Source organism: Agrobacterium sp. ST15.13.015, assembly GCF_027871645.1.
Taxonomy (GTDB): Bacteria; Pseudomonadota; Alphaproteobacteria; order Rhizobiales; family Rhizobiaceae; genus Agrobacterium; species Agrobacterium leguminum.
The window spans coordinates 1-16,778 of the sequence record NZ_JAQAHF010000020.1; the positions used below are offsets into that span (position 1 = coordinate 1).

Below are 16,778 nucleotides of genomic sequence, written 5' to 3' on the forward strand. Positions count from 1 at the left end.
TACCGTCGCAACCATGCGAAAGCTTCTGACAATGCTCAACGCCATCATCAGAGACAACAAACCATGGCAAAACGCTTGACATCAAAGACAGTCGCTCATCCCGCTGCCGCGACCTTCTCCCCCTCGGGGAGAAGAAATATGCGGCGCTCGCCCGCTCCATATTCCCCCTGTGCTTCTAAGCCCGAATGGACGAACCATTTCCTCCCGTAACGACTGCAATTCTGTTTGATCGAAATCAATTCGCTTTCCAGGTGAACTGCTAATCTCCCTCGCATCGGGAATTGCCGGTCGAAGGATAATGCGATGAGCTCTTTTCAGATAGGCGTGCGGGAACACGAACATCCCCGGTTTCGTCTCGCTTCGGACAGCCCGGCAAAAGGTATGAGCGGGAGCCGGATGGACGTGAACAAGACCGTGAAGCTGAGCAACAGGGACAGGAACATTCTGCTGCGTGCACCCTTGATCGGGATAGCGGATGATGCGGCGGCATTGAAGCTGATGGAGGCGGCGACCATCACCAATGTGAACGCCCGCCATGTGCTCTTCAAGGAAGGCGAAGCGGCGCAGCATTTCTACTGCGTGCTCTCGGGTTACGTCAGGCTTTACCGGCTGGACCGGCACGGGCGCGAGGCGGATGTGCGCGTCAGCGGCCCCGGCGATACCTTCAACGAATGCCTGATTTTCGGCAGCGATACCTATCGCTACAGCGCGCAGGCGGCGGAAAGCTGCACCGTGGCGCGGTTCGAACTTGCGAGAATCCGCAGTCTGATCGATCAGGAGCCGGCCATCGCCAAGGCCGTCATGCGCTGCCTGTCCAACAGCCTGCTGGCCACGATGGATTGCATCGCGAACGACCGGCTGCAGACGGCGCCGCAACGTGTCGCCCATTACCTCATCAATCAGGGCCCGCGCGACGCGACATCCTTTTCGCTGCGGCTGCCATTCCAGAAAAGCCTGCTCGCCGGCAAGCTCGGCCTCGCGCCGGAAGCACTGTCGCGCGCCTTTTCGGCACTGAAAAAGGCTGGCGTCACCGTGCGCGGACGCATCGTGCAGGTCAATGACGTCGCCGCATTGAAGCAGATATGAAAATACCGGGAGAGGATGAAGGGCGGGATGCCATCAGGCATTCCGCCCTTCTGCATGTCCGAAATCGGAAAATCAGTCCGGCTGCGGCACAAAACGGAAGCTGTCGCCCTGCCGCTCGACACGGAAAAATCCGCCGAGATGACCGCCGGAAACCAGCCAGCCATGATCGGCTGCCTCGGCCAGCGCCTTGAGGCGTGTTTCATAAGCAAGCGCGGAATCGATATCGTAGACGAAACCGACGCCGGGATCTTTCACCTGCAACGCGCTCACATGCAGCACGTCGCCCCATAATAACAGCCGCTCATCGCCATTGCCGATCAGATAACCGGTTTGCCCCGGCGTATGGCCGGGCATGGCGACTGCCTCGATACCCTCGGCAACCACGCCCATGGGGATCGGCCGCAGCATCGGGCCACAAATGTCGAGCAGCCGCGCGGCAAGGTCGAACCCGCCCTGCCGGGCCGGCGGCAGGCTCTTGCGCGCCTCCGCGCTGCTGAAAAAGCCGAGATCGGCCTCGGGAACCCATATGTCAGCATCGGGAAAATAAGGCTGGTCACCGTCGATGAGGCCAAGCGCATGGTCGCCATGAATATGAGTGAGGATGATACGCGTCACATCGGCCGGCTGAATCCCGGCGGCAATCATCGCCGCGCGGGCATGGCCATAGGCCTCACCCCAGGCCGTGCCGCAACCGGCATCGATCAGCCAGACGCCCTCAGGCCCGGACAGCGCAAAGCAGTTGACGTCCATATCCACAGTTTCGCCCTGATGGCCGGCAAGAGCTGCAGCCAGCGCTTCGGCGCCCTGACGATGGATGAGATGGCCGACCGGCGCCTTGTAGACACCGTCGACAAAACGGGAAACCTCGTAAGCACCGAAACGGCGGGCGATAGCCATATTTCAGAGACCGCCCTGCTCTTTCAGAAAACCGACGATGCGATCCACGCCGTCGCCGCGTTTCATATCGGTGAAAACGAAGGGCATGGCGTTGCGCATGCGCGTCGCATCGCTGTCCATGACGGTGAGGTCAGCACCGACATAGGGCGCAAGGTCCTTCTTGTTGATGACCAGCAGGTCAGAGCGGGTGATGCCCGGCCCGCCCTTGCGCGGAATTTCCTCACCCTGGCAGACGGAGATCACATAGATGGTAATGTCGGCGAGGTCAGGCGAAAAGGTCGCGGCGAGATTGTCGCCGCCGGATTCGATGAAGACCACATCGAGATCGGGAAACCGCGCATTGAGCCCGGCAATCGCCTGCAGATTGATCGTCGCATCCTCACGAATGGCCGTATGCGGGCAACCGCCCGTCTCGACCCCGACGATACGCTCGGACGGCAGCGCCTGCATGCGCACCAGCGCCTCGGCATCTTCCTTGGTGTAGATATCGTTGGTGACGACCGCGACCGAATAATCGGCGCTCATCGCCTTGCAGAGCTTTTCCGTCAGCGCCGTCTTGCCAGAACCGACCGGCCCGCCAATGCCGACGCGCAGCGGCCCATTACCCGATTTCATCATTCTGTTCCCTTCGATATGCTTTGGTCTTGTTTCACCATAGTCCCTCAACGGGACGCTTCAATATATGCAAGGATCGTGCCGCCCTTTCAGGACCGGAAAAGCCGGGTGCCCTGCGTTTCATGGCGCATGGCTGCCGTATCGGCGATGATCGTCGCGCTGCCGAGATCGTCGAGCGTGGATTGCATCGCCCGCGCCGCCATCTCTGCGATGATCGCTTCGCTTGCGGCCAGAATGGCAACGCCATCCTTCTGTCCCGCGACCCCGAGGCGGATGCCCGCTGAAACGATCTGCGAGGCGCCGGCATGCAAAAAGGCGGCAACCGTTTCCCTGAGCGGCACCGCATGGCCGGCGGCGACCGCGCCGACGGCGATGGGATAAGGAACGTCTTTCGGCAACAACTCAAGAACCGCATGCGGCCATGCGCCGGCGGCGGCAACGAAGGCATCGCCCAGAAGCACCGTCTCGCGGTATCGCTCCGCCGAACCGGCCAGCGCCCGCGCCAGATCGGCCGTTTCGCTCAAGATGGCCGCATCCCTGGCGCTGCGCCAGGCATGCGCCAGAAACACCGCATCGTTCCACAGGCTGCCGTGGCGCAGCAGCGTTTCGAGCCAGTCGCGCAAGGCCGCCGCATCGCCGATGCGACGATCCTCCACCGCCTTTTCAAGCCCGCCGGAATAGGAAAAACCGCCGACGGGAAAGGCAGGCGACATCCAGGCCATGAGCCGCAGCAACGCGGCAACGCCGTGATCTTCACTCACGGCTCAGCCGTGATCGTGATGGTGGTGCCCGTGGTCATGCCCATGGGAATGGCCGCCATGGGCGTGGTAAGCGCCGCGCGCCGGCTGGAAGGGCTCTTCCACCTCACGCACGGTGGCGCCCAGACCTTCCAGCATGGCGCGAATGACATGGTCGCGCAGGATGAGAATACGCTCTTCCTCAATCTGCGCGGAAAGATGCCGGTTGCCCAGATGCCAGGCGAGCTCGATCAGGTGAAGGCGGTCCTTCGCCTTGATTTCGAACAGCTTTTCATCCGCCGCCCGGACCTCGATCAGGTCGCCGTTCTCCACCACCAGAAGATCGCCATGGGCAAACAGCACGGCTTCCTTCAGGTCCAGCATCACCATCTCATCATTTTGCAGATGCAGAAGCTTGCGGCGCAGATGCCGCTGGTCATGCGCCAGGGTGACATAACCGGAAGCTTCGTCGGCAGGGGTTCCGGCCGGATGATAGGAGGTGACGCGCAGCATGGGATGATCCGTTTCAGAAACAGTCTTGGGAGTCTGATTTTTGCCGGATAGGCGGGGTGATTTCAAGGTGGATACAATGCAAGGCGTGAAAAAGGCCGGCATTGCAGACAGAAAGACTTGAGGCGTCCGGCAACTTCTCCTCCGTCATGCCGGACTGGATCCGGCATCCAGCCACGGCGCGTCTGCGCCGTGAGAGGAGTCTTTCGCGATCAAGGACTTGATCGCGCTGGACCCCGGATCTAATCCGGGGTGACGGTGTGCGGATGATGCGGCACCGCGAAAGACAATCACGTCCCAGAAAACGAAAAAAGCCCGGCATTGCGGCCGGGCCTTCGCAAAAATCTTAAAACCGAAATCAGGCCGCAGCGCGTGCCTTGAGGTTTTCCAGAATGTTCTGCGGCGCGGAAACGCCGTAAGGGTCAGATTCGCAATTGTCCGAATAGCCCTCTTCCTCGAACCACTGCTCGACGACGCCATCGTTGACGACGGCGGCGTAACGCCAGGAGCGCATGCCGAAACCGAGATTGTCCTTGGCGACCAGCATGCCCATCTTGCGGGTGAACTCACCCGAACCATCCGGAATGACCTTGACGTTTTCGAGGTTCTGGCCCTTTGCCCAGGCATTCATGACAAAGGCGTCATTGACCGACAGGCAATAGATATCATCGACGCCGAGCGCGCGGAACTCGGGTGCCAGCTTTTCGAAATCGGGCAGCTGGTAGGTCGAGCATGTCGGCGTGAAGGCGCCGGGCAGCGAGAAGAGGACAACCTTCTTGCCCTTGAAATAGTCGTCGGAGGTCATGTCCTGCCAACGGAAAGGATTCGGGCCGCCGACGGCCTCATCGCGAACGCGCGTGCGGAAGGTTACGGCGGGCACTTTTTTGCCGAGCATGTCTTGTCTCCTGTTCTGGCGTTTTACGGGGATCACTTGGGATCGATCCGCGCGGAATTCTTTTGCCGTTTCCATAGCGCAAGACGCGCTGCGGTGCAGCATAAAAATCCCGATTTCAAAGGAGATTCAAACAGGCCCGATACTACCTGATACAACTATAAGGAACAGTTTACATAAATACACTTTTAAGTAATATTCCGCCACCCAACGGGAGACACTGAAATTGATTTTGAAAGATCGCGTACTCAATCATCTCGACAGTACCCTCAGAGCCTATTTCGACTATAGCGACGGCCCGCAATGCTCCAATTTGCGTGGCTTCGTCGCAGGGCTGGTCACGGATGTCTGCGAAAAGATGGATGGAGACTTGCTGCGGAAGGTCGCGGAAAAGGTAGACGGCAAGAGTTTCGCCGAATGGCGGTCATGGTACATCGATGAAGTCGTCACTCTGCAGGCCAGTGCGGTGGGCGCATTCGCCCATCGCATCATTGACGTGGAAACGCTCAGCGCCTCGGCGCGCAGCGGAAAAGTGCCCTGCGAGCTTGGCTACAGACACGCGGATGAATTCATCGCCTGCTGGGAGGAGACCTATGCAAAGCGGCAAGCGGAGAAGGAAAAGCTGCCTTCATCGAAAAAATTTCAGGACAAGCGCAACAGCCACACCGAGCCGCCGTACCTGATGAAAGATATCCTGGGGCTGTCCTGGTGGCGCAAGCGGTCCAAATGAACGACGGCAACAAGGAATCGACCAAGGAAATGCTGGCGGTTTTCCGCATCATCGCCAGCGCCGGGCTTTCGCTGATCCTCCTTCTGGCCACTTTCAAGAACAGGACGCCGGACCTTTCCAATTGGCTGGTTTACCCAGCCGCCCTGTTTTTCAGCGCCTCTTTGCTGTTCTGCCTCTACCTGTTTCTGCAAGCCATAACCCTGCTTGCGGGCGAAGCGGACGCAATCATCGATCAGCCGAGGATAAAGGTCCCCGCAATGGCGGCCATGGGGCTGTTCATGGCCGGCGTTGCAAGCCTGCTGACCGCGCTCATGTGCATCTGAGCGCGGAGCAGCCGTTCCTCAAAACAGGAAATAACGCTGCGCCATCGGCAGCACGGTTGCCGGTTCGCAGGTCAAAAGCTCGCCATCCGCCCGCACTTCGTAGGTTTCCGGATCGACCTCGATATGGGGGGTGAGCGAATTGTGGATCATCGACGCCTTGGAAATACCACCGCGCACATTCTTCACCGGCAACAGCTTCTTGGCGACCCCGAGGCGCCCCGCAAGCCCCGCATCCAGCGACGCCTGCGACACGAAAGTGACCGAGGAATTGGTGCGCAGCTTGCCATAGGCGGCGAACATCGGCCGGTAATGCATCGGCTGCGGTGTGGGAATGGAGGCGTTCGGATCGCCCATCGGGGCGGCGGCAATCGAGCCGCCAAGCAGCACCATCTCCGGCTTCACGCCGAAAAAGGCCGGGTTCCACAACACCAGATCGGCGCGCTTGCCGACTTCGATGGAGCCGATCTCGTGGCTGACACCCTGGGCGATGGCGGGATTGATGGTATATTTGGCGATGTAACGGCGGACACGGAAATTGTCGTTTTCGCCGGTCTCTTCCTTCAGGCGGCCGCGCTGGCGCTTCATCTTGTCGGCCGTCTGCCAGGTGCGGATCGCCACTTCGCCGACGCGGCCCATGGCCTGGCTGTCGGAAGAGATGATCGAAAACGCGCCGATATCATGGAGAATATCCTCCGCCGCGATGGTTTCCTTGCGGATGCGGCTTTCGGCAAAAGCGATATCTTCAGGGATCGACGGCGACAAATGGTGGCACACCATCAGCATGTCCAGATGTTCGGCGAGCGTATTGACGGTATAGGGCCGTGTCGGGTTGGTGGAAGACGGAATGACGTTGGGATTGCCGCAGACCTTGATGATATCAGGCGCGTGCCCGCCGCCCGCCCCTTCGGTGTGGAAGGCGTGGATGGTACGGCCACGGATGGCGGCGACCGTATCTTCCACGAAACCGCTTTCGTTCAGCGTGTCGGTGTGGATCATCACCTGCACATCGTATTGATCGGCCACCGTCAGGCAATTGTCAATGGCGGCCGGTGTCGTGCCCCAGTCCTCATGCAGCTTCAGCGACGACGCGCCGGCAAGGATCATCTCTTCCAGAGGGGCAGGCAGCGAGGCATTGCCCTTGCCGGCCAGCGCCAAATTCATCGGGAAGGCATCGAAGCTCTCGATCATCCGCTCGATATGCCATGCGCCGGTGCAGGTGGTGGCGAGCGTGCCATGCGCCGGACCGGAGCCGCCGCCCAACATGCAGGTCACACCGCTCATCAGCGCTTCTTCGATCTGCTGCGGGCAGATGTAGTGGATATGCGCGTCCATGCCGCCAGCCGTCAGAATTTTGCCTTCGCCGGCAATCGCCTCGGTCGACGGGCCGACGATGATCGTCACGCCGGGCTGCGTATCGGGATTGCCCGCCTTGCCGATAGCGTGGATGCGGCCGTTCTTCAGGCCCACATCCGCCTTGTAGATGCCGCTATGGTCAACGATCACCACATTGGTGATGACGGTATCAACCGCGCCTTCGGCCCGCGTCGCCTGGCTCTGGCCCATGCCGTCGCGAATGACCTTGCCGCCGCCGAATTTCACTTCCTCGCCATAGATCGTGTGGTCCTTCTCGATCTCGATGAAGAGTTCAGTATCGGCAAGACGCACCTTGTCGCCAACGGTCGGGCCGAACATGCCGGCATAGGCGGCGCGGGAAATCTTGTAGGGCATGGGCTCAGGCTCCTTCGGACGCGGAGAAAATCGATGTGGGAGAAATTCGTGTCAGCCGGCCCTCGCCCGCAAGGGCTTCGACCAGCTGTTGTTCGGCAGCAAAGGGATGGCCGCTCCAGCCCTGATGGCCGAAACCGGCAATCGCCACCTCGTCGCCATCGTCGCTCACGCTCTCAAGAACATGGGCGATGGCAAAAAGACCGGTGCTGGGGCAGACATAGGGCATGGGCGCATAGGCTTCGAGCGCGGCATCGAGCCTTTCATGCACACCGCGCGGAATGACGATATGACCCTTGCCGGTTTCCCGGGCGATGGCGGCAAAGCCTTCGGTGTAATCGGCGCAGAAATCGGTCAGTTCCGGCCAGCATGCGCGTATGTCCGGTTCCATTTCGGAAAATTTCGCGGGATCACGCACGGACCAGATGACGGCGGCCTGCCGCACACCGTCACTCTCGCGCCATTCGGTTCCCTCGGTCATCTCGAGACCCGGCCGCCCGGTGTTACACACCGCCACAACATCGGTGCGCGTGCCGCCCAGCCCCAGCGACCGGCAATCGTTGAAGCGGATGACGATGTCCGAACGGTCGATGAGCCGGGCTGCGCCCGGCGGCAGTTCCCCGTTTCCAACGATCGTGATGCGCCGCCCCATGCGTTCAGAAACCTTCCGACAACTGACGCAATTCTTCCGCCCGCTTGCCGCTCATCTCGGCGAGGCAGGAGGAAATCAGCATCGGTTCCATCGAGCCGCCACGGGCCTGAAAGCCTGAAAGCGCGCAATTGGCGTCACGAAACGCCACCCAGGCACGCTGGGCGGTCACCAGCGTGTCGGTCGCACCCTTGCCGTCTGCATCCGCCGTTTTATCGCGCTCGGTGAGCAGCTTGCGCAGCTTCTGATATTCGGCGTTCAACTGCTTGTCGGCCTTTTCGTAATCCTTGCCGGCGCAGATGGTCATGTCCGCCTGCGTCTGCGGGGCCTTGCAATCCGGATCGCCCTGTGCGGCGGCCGACATGGACAGGCCGGCGGTCGCGCAGAGAAGCACGGTCGCCAGAAGGACGTTTTTTCGGCTCATCTCCATCGCTCAGGCCGCCGCGCCATCGAAAGCCTGCGGCTTCAACGCCCGGGGATCGACACCATCGAGACAATTGGCATTGACCGCCACCATCGGCGTGCCATCCGGCCCATCGGCATAAGCAAAGCTCTCGATGCCGCAGGTGGAGCAGAAAAGGTGATGAATCTTGTGTTTGTTGAAGAGATATTCCGCCAGCTTGTCCTCGCCGGAAAGCAGCGTGAATTTCTCACGCGGCGCGAAGGCGAGCGTGGAACCGAGACGCTTGCAGCGCGAACAATTGCAGATGATGGTATGATCGAGATCGGCGTCGACCTCGAAGCTCACATCGCCGCACTGGCAGCTTCCATGATAATGCGCCGTCGCCATTTCATAACCTCCCCATGACCTGTTGACGGAAACCGTAAACCTCGCGCTTGCCGGAAAGCGGCACCAGCGTCACTTCCCGCTTCTGGCCGGGTTCGAAACGAACCGCCGTGCCGGCGGGAATATCAAGGCGCATGCCGCGCGCCTTGTCGCGGTCAAAGAGAAGACCCGCATTGGTCTCGAAGAAATGATAGTGGCTGCCCACCTGCACCGGCCGGTCGCCCGAATTGGCGACTTCGATGGTCACGGTCGGCTGGCCGGCATTGAGTTCGATGCTGCCCTCTGCGGCAATGATTTCGCCGGGTTTCATGGTATTTCCCCTTTTGTCTCAAGCAACTTTGGCCGCCGTGCAGCCTTCGGCCTTCAGGACGCGCCGTGTCGACGCGGGATTATTGACGAGTTTCGCCGCCGGGCGAACGGGCCTGCGAACCAGCTCACCGCCGCAATTCGGGCAGGCGCCGTGAAGCACATCCGTCACGCAATCGACGCAGAAGGTGCATTCGAACGAGCAGATCATCGCATCCCGGCTGTCGGGAGCAAGATCGCGGTCGCAGCATTCGCAATTGGGCCGAAGCTCCAGCGCCATATTCGCTCCCCTTACCGTATCGGTTCGTGAACGGTCACCAGCTTGGTGCCATCGGGAAACGTCGCTTCCACCTGCACATCGTGAATCATCTCGGCAATGCCATCCATCACCTGATCACGGGAGATGACATGCGCGCCCGCTTCCATAAGCTCCGCCACGGCACGGCCGTCGCGAGCGCCCTCGACCACGAAATCGGTAATCAGCGCAATCGCTTCGGGATAGTTCAGCTTCACGCCGCGTTCCAGCCGGCGGCGCGCCACCATGGCGGCCATGGAAATCAGCAGCTTGTCTTTTTCTCTTGGGCTAAGGTTCATCGTGGTCCCGCAGCTTGGAACCTGTTCCGCAAGCATGGTTGCGGCAAGCAGATCCGACATGTTGACAGACCCCGAAGGCCGCCGGTTGCCGACGATCCGAAGGGTTTACAGATTCCAGACTTTCGGCACTGGCGCGCCGTTTCGCAAGAGCGAAATGATCGGAAAAAGCAATTTTCTCAAGGAGAAACCATCGGCGGCAGAGACGCGAACGACAAGCTTGCCCTGCCATTCGCTGGCGCCGCCGCTTTCCCCGGCAATAGCCCGGATTTTAGGCAGAAGCGCCTCGGAGAGAGGCCCGATATAAAGCAGCGTCGCAAAGGCGACCTGACCGGCCAGAACCGCCGGTTTCGCGGTCAGCGCCGCTACCTCGCCTTGCAGCAGAAGCTCTTCGGCATGCACCAGCTTGCCGCCGTGGCGAATGCGCCAGCGGTCGCGGAAAAGACCATGCGCCATCGCCTCGCCCATGGCCTGGCGGCCGAGCAGCACGGCTTCGACAGCGATGAATTCGGAAGTTTGGTCGAGATCGGCTTCCAGCCGGCGGCTCAGCGACGCCCGGTCGAAAAGGATTGTTTCCTGCGGCAGCCAGTGCAATCTGGCGCCCGGCCCGGCGGAAACCCGGGCGGTAACGGTGGCTGTGCCGGAGGATGCCTTATAGACCTTCTCGCAGGCCTGCGTGGTTACCACCAGCGAGGTGCCGGCGCCGGCGACTGCCTGCCATTCAAGTTCGTCTCCGCCGGTCAGGCCGCCAGAAGAATTGATGAGAATGGCTTCGGCTTCGTTCGAAAACGTATCCGGCAGGCGGATTTTGGCGCAGCCTTCCTGGAACAGTTCCTCCAGCCGGCTGCGCCCTTCAACCGCTTTGGTTACAATGCGTCCTCTGCCACGGGCGCGCTGCTGCCGGACAGGTTGAGCGTCTTGGCGACCGGAAGGGCCGATGGCTTGCTGTTCTGGCTGCACGCGGTCTCCGAAGCGGTTGCGGAAGTGGACGAGGCCTTTGCGCCGCAATCCTTCTTGACGACGGCATCCACGACCAGCTGCCCTTCCGTATTGCGGAAGAAATCCCACATTCTTTCCGCCGCATCAACCGTGCGCGTCACTTCGCCTGTGGGCATCTTGCGCTCCAGGGCCGGTTCCGCCTTCGGCGTCTGTTCGCCGCCCGGCTTGCGGGTAACGACGGCGCTTGCGGCCAGCACTTCCGCCTTCATGGTGGCGCGCGGCCAGGCGTGGTCCCAGTCGTTGATGACATAGGACTGAATGCGTGCGCCGGCCTTGCAGACATCATAGGAATTGACGGTGAAACTTTCGCCCACCTTGCTTTTGGCAGCACCTTTGCAGCCGTCCATCTCGGCCCAGCGCTTCAGCGCCGTCTCGCCGCCATATTGCCAATAGGACTTGCCGCCGCCCTGATAGGGGTTGGCGGGATCCTTCAAGCCGGCAAAGGCGATGATGGACATCGGCCGCGCCGGCGTGCAGCTTGCCGCATCCGGTCCCCATTTGCCGTCGGTCTCCAGCGGATAACCCGCGCGCAGCGAGGCGACGAAACCGGCAGCGGTGAAATCCGCGCTGCCATTGCAGATGAATTGCGAGAGCATGCGCCCGCCGCCGGAATAACCGGAACCGTAAAAACGCTCCTCATCCACGCAGAACTTGCCCTTCACCATGGTGATGGCATCGCGGATGAAACCGACCTCGTCCAGCCCGCCCGGACGCTTGGTAACACCGGGAACATTCCAGGCATGGGTGCCGGGCAATTCGCCATTCAGGCTGCCGGCCAGCGCCACCACCACCAGACCGTCACGTTCGGCCAGCTTGTCCCAGCCGCTGCGGTTCAGCTGGCCATGGGGATTGCTGTTGGAGCCATGGAAATCGAACACCACGGGCAGCGGCTTTTTTCCGTCATAGGCCGAGGGAACAAAATAGACGCCGTCGCGTTTTTCACCGTTGGAGAGAATGGAAAAATCATGCCTGCCCGGCTCCATGCCGGGTCCGGGCAACTGACCGCAGGTCGATGCCGACGCTGCGACACCGGCGCTCGCGCACATCGCAACACCCAGAAAAAGGGTGCGGGCGGAGCGGAACAGCCGGGCGGCCCGGCCAATGGCAAAGTCTTGATTCATTGACACGCCTTTATTGGGCACGGTTTTCCCGACGATACGTCGGACGTGCGTGGAATGTAAGGGATCAACTGTCGCGGCGTGCGAATAGACTTTTCCTGTGTCTCGCATGCAGCATTTTCGCTGCCAATATCACAGGCTTTTATTCAATGAAATGCTAAAATTGCGCATGAAAGCCATGTCGAGACGCATAGGCTTTCAAAATATTAATCGGCCGTTTGCACGCCGTGATCGGCGTGCGGCATTTTTAGTCTCGATTTATACTGTCAGGTGACGCCGCGCTTCCGGCGTATCCAGCGTTTCGGCCAGCCCCTGATGCACGATTTCACCGCGGTCCATGATATAGACGTAATCGGCAAGCTCGCGGCAGAAATCCAGATATTGCTCGACCAGCAGGATCGCCATGCCGGTGGAATCGCGCAGATATTTGATCGCCCGGCCGATATCCTTGATGATCGACGGCTGAATACCCTCGGTCGGCTCGTCGAGCACGAGGATTTTTGGCCGCGTCACCAAAGCCCGGCCGATGGCGAGCTGCTGCTGCTGGCCGCCGGAGAGATCGCCGCCGCGTCTTCCCAGCATGGATTGCAGTACCGGAAACAGGCTGAAAATATCATCCGGGATAAACCGTTCCTTACGCGGCAGCGGCGCATAGCCGCTTTCGAGATTCTCCTGCACGCTGAGCAGCGGAAAAATCTCGCGCCCCTGCGGCACGTAGCCGACGCCGCGCTTGGCCCGGTGGTAAGGCGCCAGCCCATCAAGCGCCGTCCCTTCAAAGCTGATCGTCCCGGCACTGATGGCGTGCTGGCCGGTAACGGCCCGAAGCAGCGAGCTTTTGCCCACCCCGTTGCGGCCGAGGACACAGGTGATCTTGCCCATCTCCGCCGTCAGCGAAACGCCGCGGAGCGCTTGGGCTGCGCCGTAATGGAGGTTGATGTTTTCGACGTTCAGCATGATGAAACTCCATTGGCGGTATGGTGGGCGGCGTTACCCCCCTCTGCCCTGCCGGGCATCTCCCCCTCAAGGGGGGAGATCAGATGCCGCACCCGCCCGTTCCATGGGCAGAGTTTTCGCCGCTTGCCGATCTCCCCCCTTGAGGGGGAGATGCCCGGCAGGGCAGAGGGGGGTATGGCCAACGCAGACGCTTCCATCACCGCCCCAGATAATTCTCGATCACCTTCGGATCGCTGGACACAAAATCGATCGACCCTTCAGCCAGCACCGAGCCTTCGGCAAGGCACGTCACCTTCACCCCCAGCTCGCGGATGAAACCCATGTCGTGCTCCACCACCACAACCGAACGGGTCTTGGCGATTTCCTTCAAAAGCACGGCGGTTTCGGCCGTTTCCGCATCCGTCATGCCGGCCACCGGCTCATCCACCAGCAGCAGCTTCGGCTCCTGCGCCAGGAGCATGCCGATTTCCAGCCATTGTTTCTGGCCGTGCGAGAGGTTGGCGGCAAGATCGCCGCGGCGGTGGCTAAGGCGCACGGTGGCGAGGATTTCCTCGATGCGGGCTTTGTCTTGCTCCGTCAGCCGGTAAAACAGCGTCGCGAACACCCCGCGCTTGCGGTTGAGCGCCAGTTCCAGATTGTCCCAGACGGTATGGCTTTCAAACACCGTCGGCTTCTGGAACTTCCGCCCGATGCCGAGCTGGGCGATATCCGCCTCGTCCTTTTTGGTGAGGTCGATACTGTCTTCGAACAGCACCGTGCCCGTATCCGGCCTTGTCTTGCCGGTGATGATATCCATCATCGTCGTCTTGCCAGCCCCATTCGGGCCGATAATGGCGCGCAGCTCACCGGGTTCCACCACGAAGGAGAGGGAATTGAGCGCCCTGAAACCATCGAAGGACACCGAGACGCCGTCAAGATAAAGCAGGCTTTTGGTTCTGTTTTCGGAAATCGTGTTCATGTCCGCCTCACTCCGCCGCCTGTTGCGCCACTGTCGAGCCGCTGTCATTGCCCGGCTGGGCGTCGGCTGCCGCAAGCGCGACCCGCTTTTCGCGCCGCCGGGCCAGATAGTGTTGCAGCGTGCCGACGATGCCCTTGGGGAAGAACAGCGTCACCGCGATGAACAGCCCACCCAGCGCAAACAGCCAGAATTCCGGGAAAGCGCCGGTGAAATAGCTTTTCCCGCCGTTGACCAGCAGCGCCCCGATGATCGGCCCGATCAGCGTGCCGCGCCCGCCCACCGCCGTCCACACCACCACTTCGATGGAGTTGGCGGGCGAAAATTCGCCGGGATTGATGATGCCCACCTGCGGTACGAACAGCGCCCCGGCAATGCCCGCCATCATGGCCGACACGACGAAGGTGAAAAGCTTGATGTTTTCCACCCGGAAACCGAGGAAGCGCACCCGGCTTTCGGCATCCCGCACGCCCACCAGCACCTTGCCGAACTTGGAATTGACGATGCCGGACGCGATCAAAAGCGAGATCGCAAGCATTACCGCCGTCATGGCGAACAGCACGGCCCGCGTGCCATCCGCCTGCACGGAAAAGCCGAGAATATCCTTGAAATCGGTCAGGCCATTATTGCCGCCGAAACCCATGTCGTTGCGGAAGAAGGCGAGCAGCAGGGCGTAGGTCATGGCCTGGGTGATGATGGAGAGATATACGCCGTTGACGCGCGAGCGGAAGGCGAACCAGCCGAACACGAAGGCGAGCAGCCCCGGCACGACAAGCACCATGAGCGCCGCAAACCAGAACATGTCGAAGCCCTGCCAGAACCACGGCAGTTCCTTCCAGTTGAGGAACACCATGAAATCGGGCAGCACCGGATGGCCATAAACCCCGCGCGTGCCGATCTGCCGCATCAGATACATGCCCATGGCATAACCTCCGAGCGCGAAGAAGGCGGCGTGGCCAAGTGAGAGAATGCCGCAATAACCCCAGACGAGATCGAGCGCGAGCGCCAGCAGCGCATAGGCCAGATATTTGCCAAGCATCGACATGATATAGGTCGGAATGCGGAACGCGCTGTCGGCCGGCAGCAGCAGGTTGGAGGCTGGCACCAGCACGGCGATGGCCAGAATGATGCCGATGGCGATGGAAATGCGGCGGTCGAGCGCGCGCAGGAGGAAGCCGGTAATCATGCTTCGATCGCCCTTCCCTTGAGTGCGAAGAGACCGCGCGGCCGCTTCTGGATGAACAGGATGATGAGAACGAGCACGAGGATCTTGCCGAGCACGGCGCCCACCGTTGGCTCGAGGAACTTGTTGAGCACGCCGAGAGACAGGGCGCCAACCAGCGTTCCCCAGAGATTGCCGACACCGCCGAACACCACCACCATGAAACTGTCGATGATGTAGCTCTGGCCGAGATTGGGCGAGACGTTGTCGATCTGCGACAACGCCACGCCGGCGAGACCGGCAACGCCCGAACCAAGCGCGAAGGTAAAGGCATCCACCCAGGGGGTTCGGATGCCCATGGAAGAGGCCATGCGGCGGTTCTGCGTCACGGCGCGCATCTGCAACCCGAAGGCGGAGCGCTTCAGGAGAACCAGCAGCGCGAAGAATACCGACAGCGAGAAGCAGACGATCCACACCCGGTTCCAGGTGAAATTGAGATAACCGACGCTGAAGGAGCCGGACATCCAGCTCGGGCTGCCGACTTCCCGATTGGTGGGGCCGAAGATGGAGCGCACGCCCTGTTGCAGGATGAGCGAGATGCCCCAGGTGGCGAGAAGCGTTTCCAGCGGCCGCCCGTAAAGAAAGCGGATGACACCGCGCTCCATCACGAGGCCGACCAAGGCCGTCACCAGAAAGGCGGCGGGCAGAGCAATCGCCAGCGACCAGTCGAAAAGGCCGGGGAAATGCGTGCGGATCACCTCCTGCACCATGAAGGTGGAATAGGCGCCGATCATCACCATCTCGCCATGCGCCATGTTGATGATGCCCATGACGCCGAAGGTGATGGCAAGGCCGATGGCGGCGAGCAAAAGCACGGAACCGAGCGACAGGCCGTACCAGACATTCTGCGCATAGTCCCAGAAGGCAAGGGAGCTTTCGATGCTCGATATGGCGCTGTCGATATCCGGTTTCAGGCTCTGATCCACCGACGAGGAGGCCGCCATCAGAATGCCGATCGCATCGCGCCCGCCAAGGCTCTTGATGGTGGCGATTGCCTCTTTCTTCTGTTCGAGCGAACGTTCGGAGGAGAGCAGCGAGACAGCCCGCGCCTCCTCCATCCGGGTCCGCACCTCAGTATCGGCCTCCTTGGCGATGGCCGCTTCCAGCAATTCGAGATTTTCGGCGCTCGGCGCTTTCAGAACGGCGTCTGCCGCGGAAAGCCGCACGGATTTTTCCGGGCTGAGCAGGGTCAGGCCGCCAAGAGCGGCGCGGATGACGCGGCGCAGATTATTGTTGACCTTGATCTTGCTGACAGCCGCCTTCGGCGCTTCACCCGCACTTTCGCCCGTCAGCGGGTCGATCAGCGTAAAATTGGAACCTGCCGGCTTTGCCATGAACACCAGATTGTCGGCCTTGCGCACGTAAAGATCGCCCGCCGCAAAAGCCTCGAGCGCCGGCACGACACGCGCATCGCCCGTGGCGGCAATCTGCCCGATCAGCACTTCGGCCTGCTTGAAATCCGCCGTGCCGAGCTGGTCGATCAGCGCCTTGGGTTCGCTTTGCGCGACGGATTGGGCTGCGATCCCCAGGGTGAGCCAGAGGAAGATGGCTCCGAGAAAAGATCGGATCGTCATGTCGGGTTCCTTGGGCGGTTTGCGACGGGGCGTTTGAATTTGGCGCGACCTGAATATGCGGCTTCACCCCCCTCTGCCCTGCCGGGCATCTCCCCCTCAAGGGGGGAG

At 61.0% G+C, this 16,778-nt stretch carries 21 protein-coding genes; 3 read left to right on the plus strand and 18 right to left on the minus strand.

The window, feature by feature from the left end; all coding sequences use genetic code 11:
* The first annotated feature begins 396 nt into the window (after positions 1-396).
* Positions 397-1,086: a Crp/Fnr family transcriptional regulator gene (locus PIB16_RS23265; protein WP_078051694.1), complete on the plus strand. Its 690-nt coding sequence runs from the start codon at positions 397-399 to the stop codon at positions 1,084-1,086.
* A gap of 72 nt (positions 1,087-1,158) precedes the next feature.
* Here the strand turns inward: PIB16_RS23265 and aidB are convergent, their stop codons facing one another.
* The 5 genes from aidB to PIB16_RS23290 all read right to left on the minus strand — a co-directional run bounded on the left by aidB (position 1,159) and on the right by PIB16_RS23290 (position 4,740).
* The gene (aidB, locus tag PIB16_RS23270; RefSeq protein ID WP_271046415.1) at positions 1,159-1,983 is read right to left on the minus strand and encodes an AidB family quorum-quenching N-acyl homoserine lactonase; all 825 of its coding nucleotides are present in this window, start codon (positions 1,981-1,983) and stop codon (positions 1,159-1,161) included.
* Positions 1,984-1,986: 3 nt separating this feature from the next.
* The gene (ureG, locus tag PIB16_RS23275; protein ID WP_003520595.1) at positions 1,987-2,598 is read right to left on the minus strand and encodes an urease accessory protein UreG; all 612 of its coding nucleotides are present in this window, start codon (positions 2,596-2,598) and stop codon (positions 1,987-1,989) included.
* 89 nt (positions 2,599-2,687) lie between these two features.
* Positions 2,688-3,359 carry an urease accessory protein UreF gene (locus PIB16_RS23280; protein ID WP_271046416.1) on the minus strand — a complete coding sequence of 224 codons (672 nt, stop codon included), beginning with the start codon at positions 3,357-3,359 and terminating at the stop codon, positions 2,688-2,690.
* 3 nt (positions 3,360-3,362) lie between these two features.
* Positions 3,363-3,848: an urease accessory protein UreE gene (gene ureE, locus PIB16_RS23285; protein ID WP_003520598.1), complete on the minus strand. Its 486-nt coding sequence runs from the start codon at positions 3,846-3,848 to the stop codon at positions 3,363-3,365.
* Positions 3,849-4,203: 355 nt separating this feature from the next.
* Positions 4,204-4,740: a peroxiredoxin gene (locus tag PIB16_RS23290; protein ID WP_271046417.1), complete on the minus strand. Its 537-nt coding sequence runs from the start codon at positions 4,738-4,740 to the stop codon at positions 4,204-4,206.
* 223 nt (positions 4,741-4,963) lie between these two features.
* Between PIB16_RS23290 and PIB16_RS23295 the strand changes: the two genes are divergently transcribed.
* Both PIB16_RS23295 and PIB16_RS23300 read left to right on the plus strand, forming a co-directional pair.
* Positions 4,964-5,467 carry a hypothetical protein gene (locus PIB16_RS23295; protein WP_065655118.1) on the plus strand — a complete coding sequence of 168 codons (504 nt, stop codon included), beginning with the start codon at positions 4,964-4,966 and terminating at the stop codon, positions 5,465-5,467.
* Complete coding sequence (locus tag PIB16_RS23300) at positions 5,464-5,790, plus strand: hypothetical protein (RefSeq protein ID WP_078051692.1); 327 nt, start codon at positions 5,464-5,466, stop codon at positions 5,788-5,790. The genes PIB16_RS23295 and PIB16_RS23300 overlap by 4 nt, the downstream gene beginning before the upstream one ends.
* An 18-nt stretch (positions 5,791-5,808) precedes the next feature.
* Here PIB16_RS23300 and ureC read toward each other — a convergent pair whose 3' ends face one another.
* From ureC to urtB, 13 genes are all read right to left on the minus strand, one after another.
* A complete protein-coding gene (gene ureC, locus PIB16_RS23305) occupies positions 5,809-7,518 on the minus strand; it encodes an urease subunit alpha (RefSeq protein WP_065655120.1) in 1,710 nt (569 codons plus the stop codon).
* 4 nt (positions 7,519-7,522) lie between these two features.
* A complete protein-coding gene (locus PIB16_RS23310) occupies positions 7,523-8,167 on the minus strand; it encodes a Urease operon accessory protein (protein ID WP_271046418.1) in 645 nt (214 codons plus the stop codon).
* Between the two features lie 4 nt (positions 8,168-8,171).
* Positions 8,172-8,588, minus strand: coding sequence for a lysozyme inhibitor LprI family protein (locus PIB16_RS23315; RefSeq protein WP_442866794.1), 417 nt, complete (start codon positions 8,586-8,588; stop codon positions 8,172-8,174).
* A gap of 9 nt (positions 8,589-8,597) precedes the next feature.
* The gene (locus PIB16_RS23320; RefSeq protein ID WP_080856706.1) at positions 8,598-8,954 is read right to left on the minus strand and encodes a GFA family protein; all 357 of its coding nucleotides are present in this window, start codon (positions 8,952-8,954) and stop codon (positions 8,598-8,600) included.
* 1 nt (position 8,955) lies between these two features.
* Positions 8,956-9,261 (minus strand): urease subunit beta, encoded by a 306-nt coding sequence (locus PIB16_RS23325; RefSeq protein WP_020808767.1) that lies wholly within the window; start codon positions 9,259-9,261, stop codon positions 8,956-8,958.
* A gap of 18 nt (positions 9,262-9,279) precedes the next feature.
* Entirely contained in the window at positions 9,280-9,537 is a 258-nt protein-coding gene (locus tag PIB16_RS23330; RefSeq protein WP_078051690.1) for a DUF1272 domain-containing protein, read from the minus strand.
* 11 nt (positions 9,538-9,548) lie between these two features.
* Entirely contained in the window at positions 9,549-9,851 is a 303-nt protein-coding gene (locus PIB16_RS23335) for an urease subunit gamma (protein WP_003520609.1), read from the minus strand.
* Between the two features lie 105 nt (positions 9,852-9,956).
* Positions 9,957-10,808 (minus strand): urease accessory protein UreD, encoded by an 852-nt coding sequence (locus PIB16_RS23340; RefSeq protein WP_271046420.1) that lies wholly within the window; start codon positions 10,806-10,808, stop codon positions 9,957-9,959.
* Entirely contained in the window at positions 10,715-11,968 is a 1,254-nt protein-coding gene (locus PIB16_RS23345; protein ID WP_271046421.1) for an alpha/beta hydrolase family esterase, read from the minus strand. Before PIB16_RS23345 ends, PIB16_RS23340 begins: the two co-directional genes overlap by 94 nt.
* A 255-nt stretch (positions 11,969-12,223) precedes the next feature.
* Positions 12,224-12,919: an urea ABC transporter ATP-binding subunit UrtE gene (gene urtE, locus PIB16_RS23350; RefSeq protein ID WP_078051688.1), complete on the minus strand. Its 696-nt coding sequence runs from the start codon at positions 12,917-12,919 to the stop codon at positions 12,224-12,226.
* A 196-nt stretch (positions 12,920-13,115) separates the two neighbouring features.
* Entirely contained in the window at positions 13,116-13,877 is a 762-nt protein-coding gene (gene urtD / locus PIB16_RS23360; RefSeq protein ID WP_271046422.1) for an urea ABC transporter ATP-binding protein UrtD, read from the minus strand.
* A gap of 7 nt (positions 13,878-13,884) precedes the next feature.
* A complete protein-coding gene (gene urtC / locus PIB16_RS23365) occupies positions 13,885-15,060 on the minus strand; it encodes an urea ABC transporter permease subunit UrtC (protein WP_080856711.1) in 1,176 nt (391 codons plus the stop codon).
* Complete coding sequence (gene urtB / locus PIB16_RS23370; protein ID WP_271046423.1) at positions 15,057-16,670, minus strand: urea ABC transporter permease subunit UrtB; 1,614 nt, start codon at positions 16,668-16,670, stop codon at positions 15,057-15,059. The genes urtC and urtB overlap by 4 nt, the downstream gene beginning before the upstream one ends.
* Positions 16,671-16,778 lie beyond the last annotated feature (108 nt).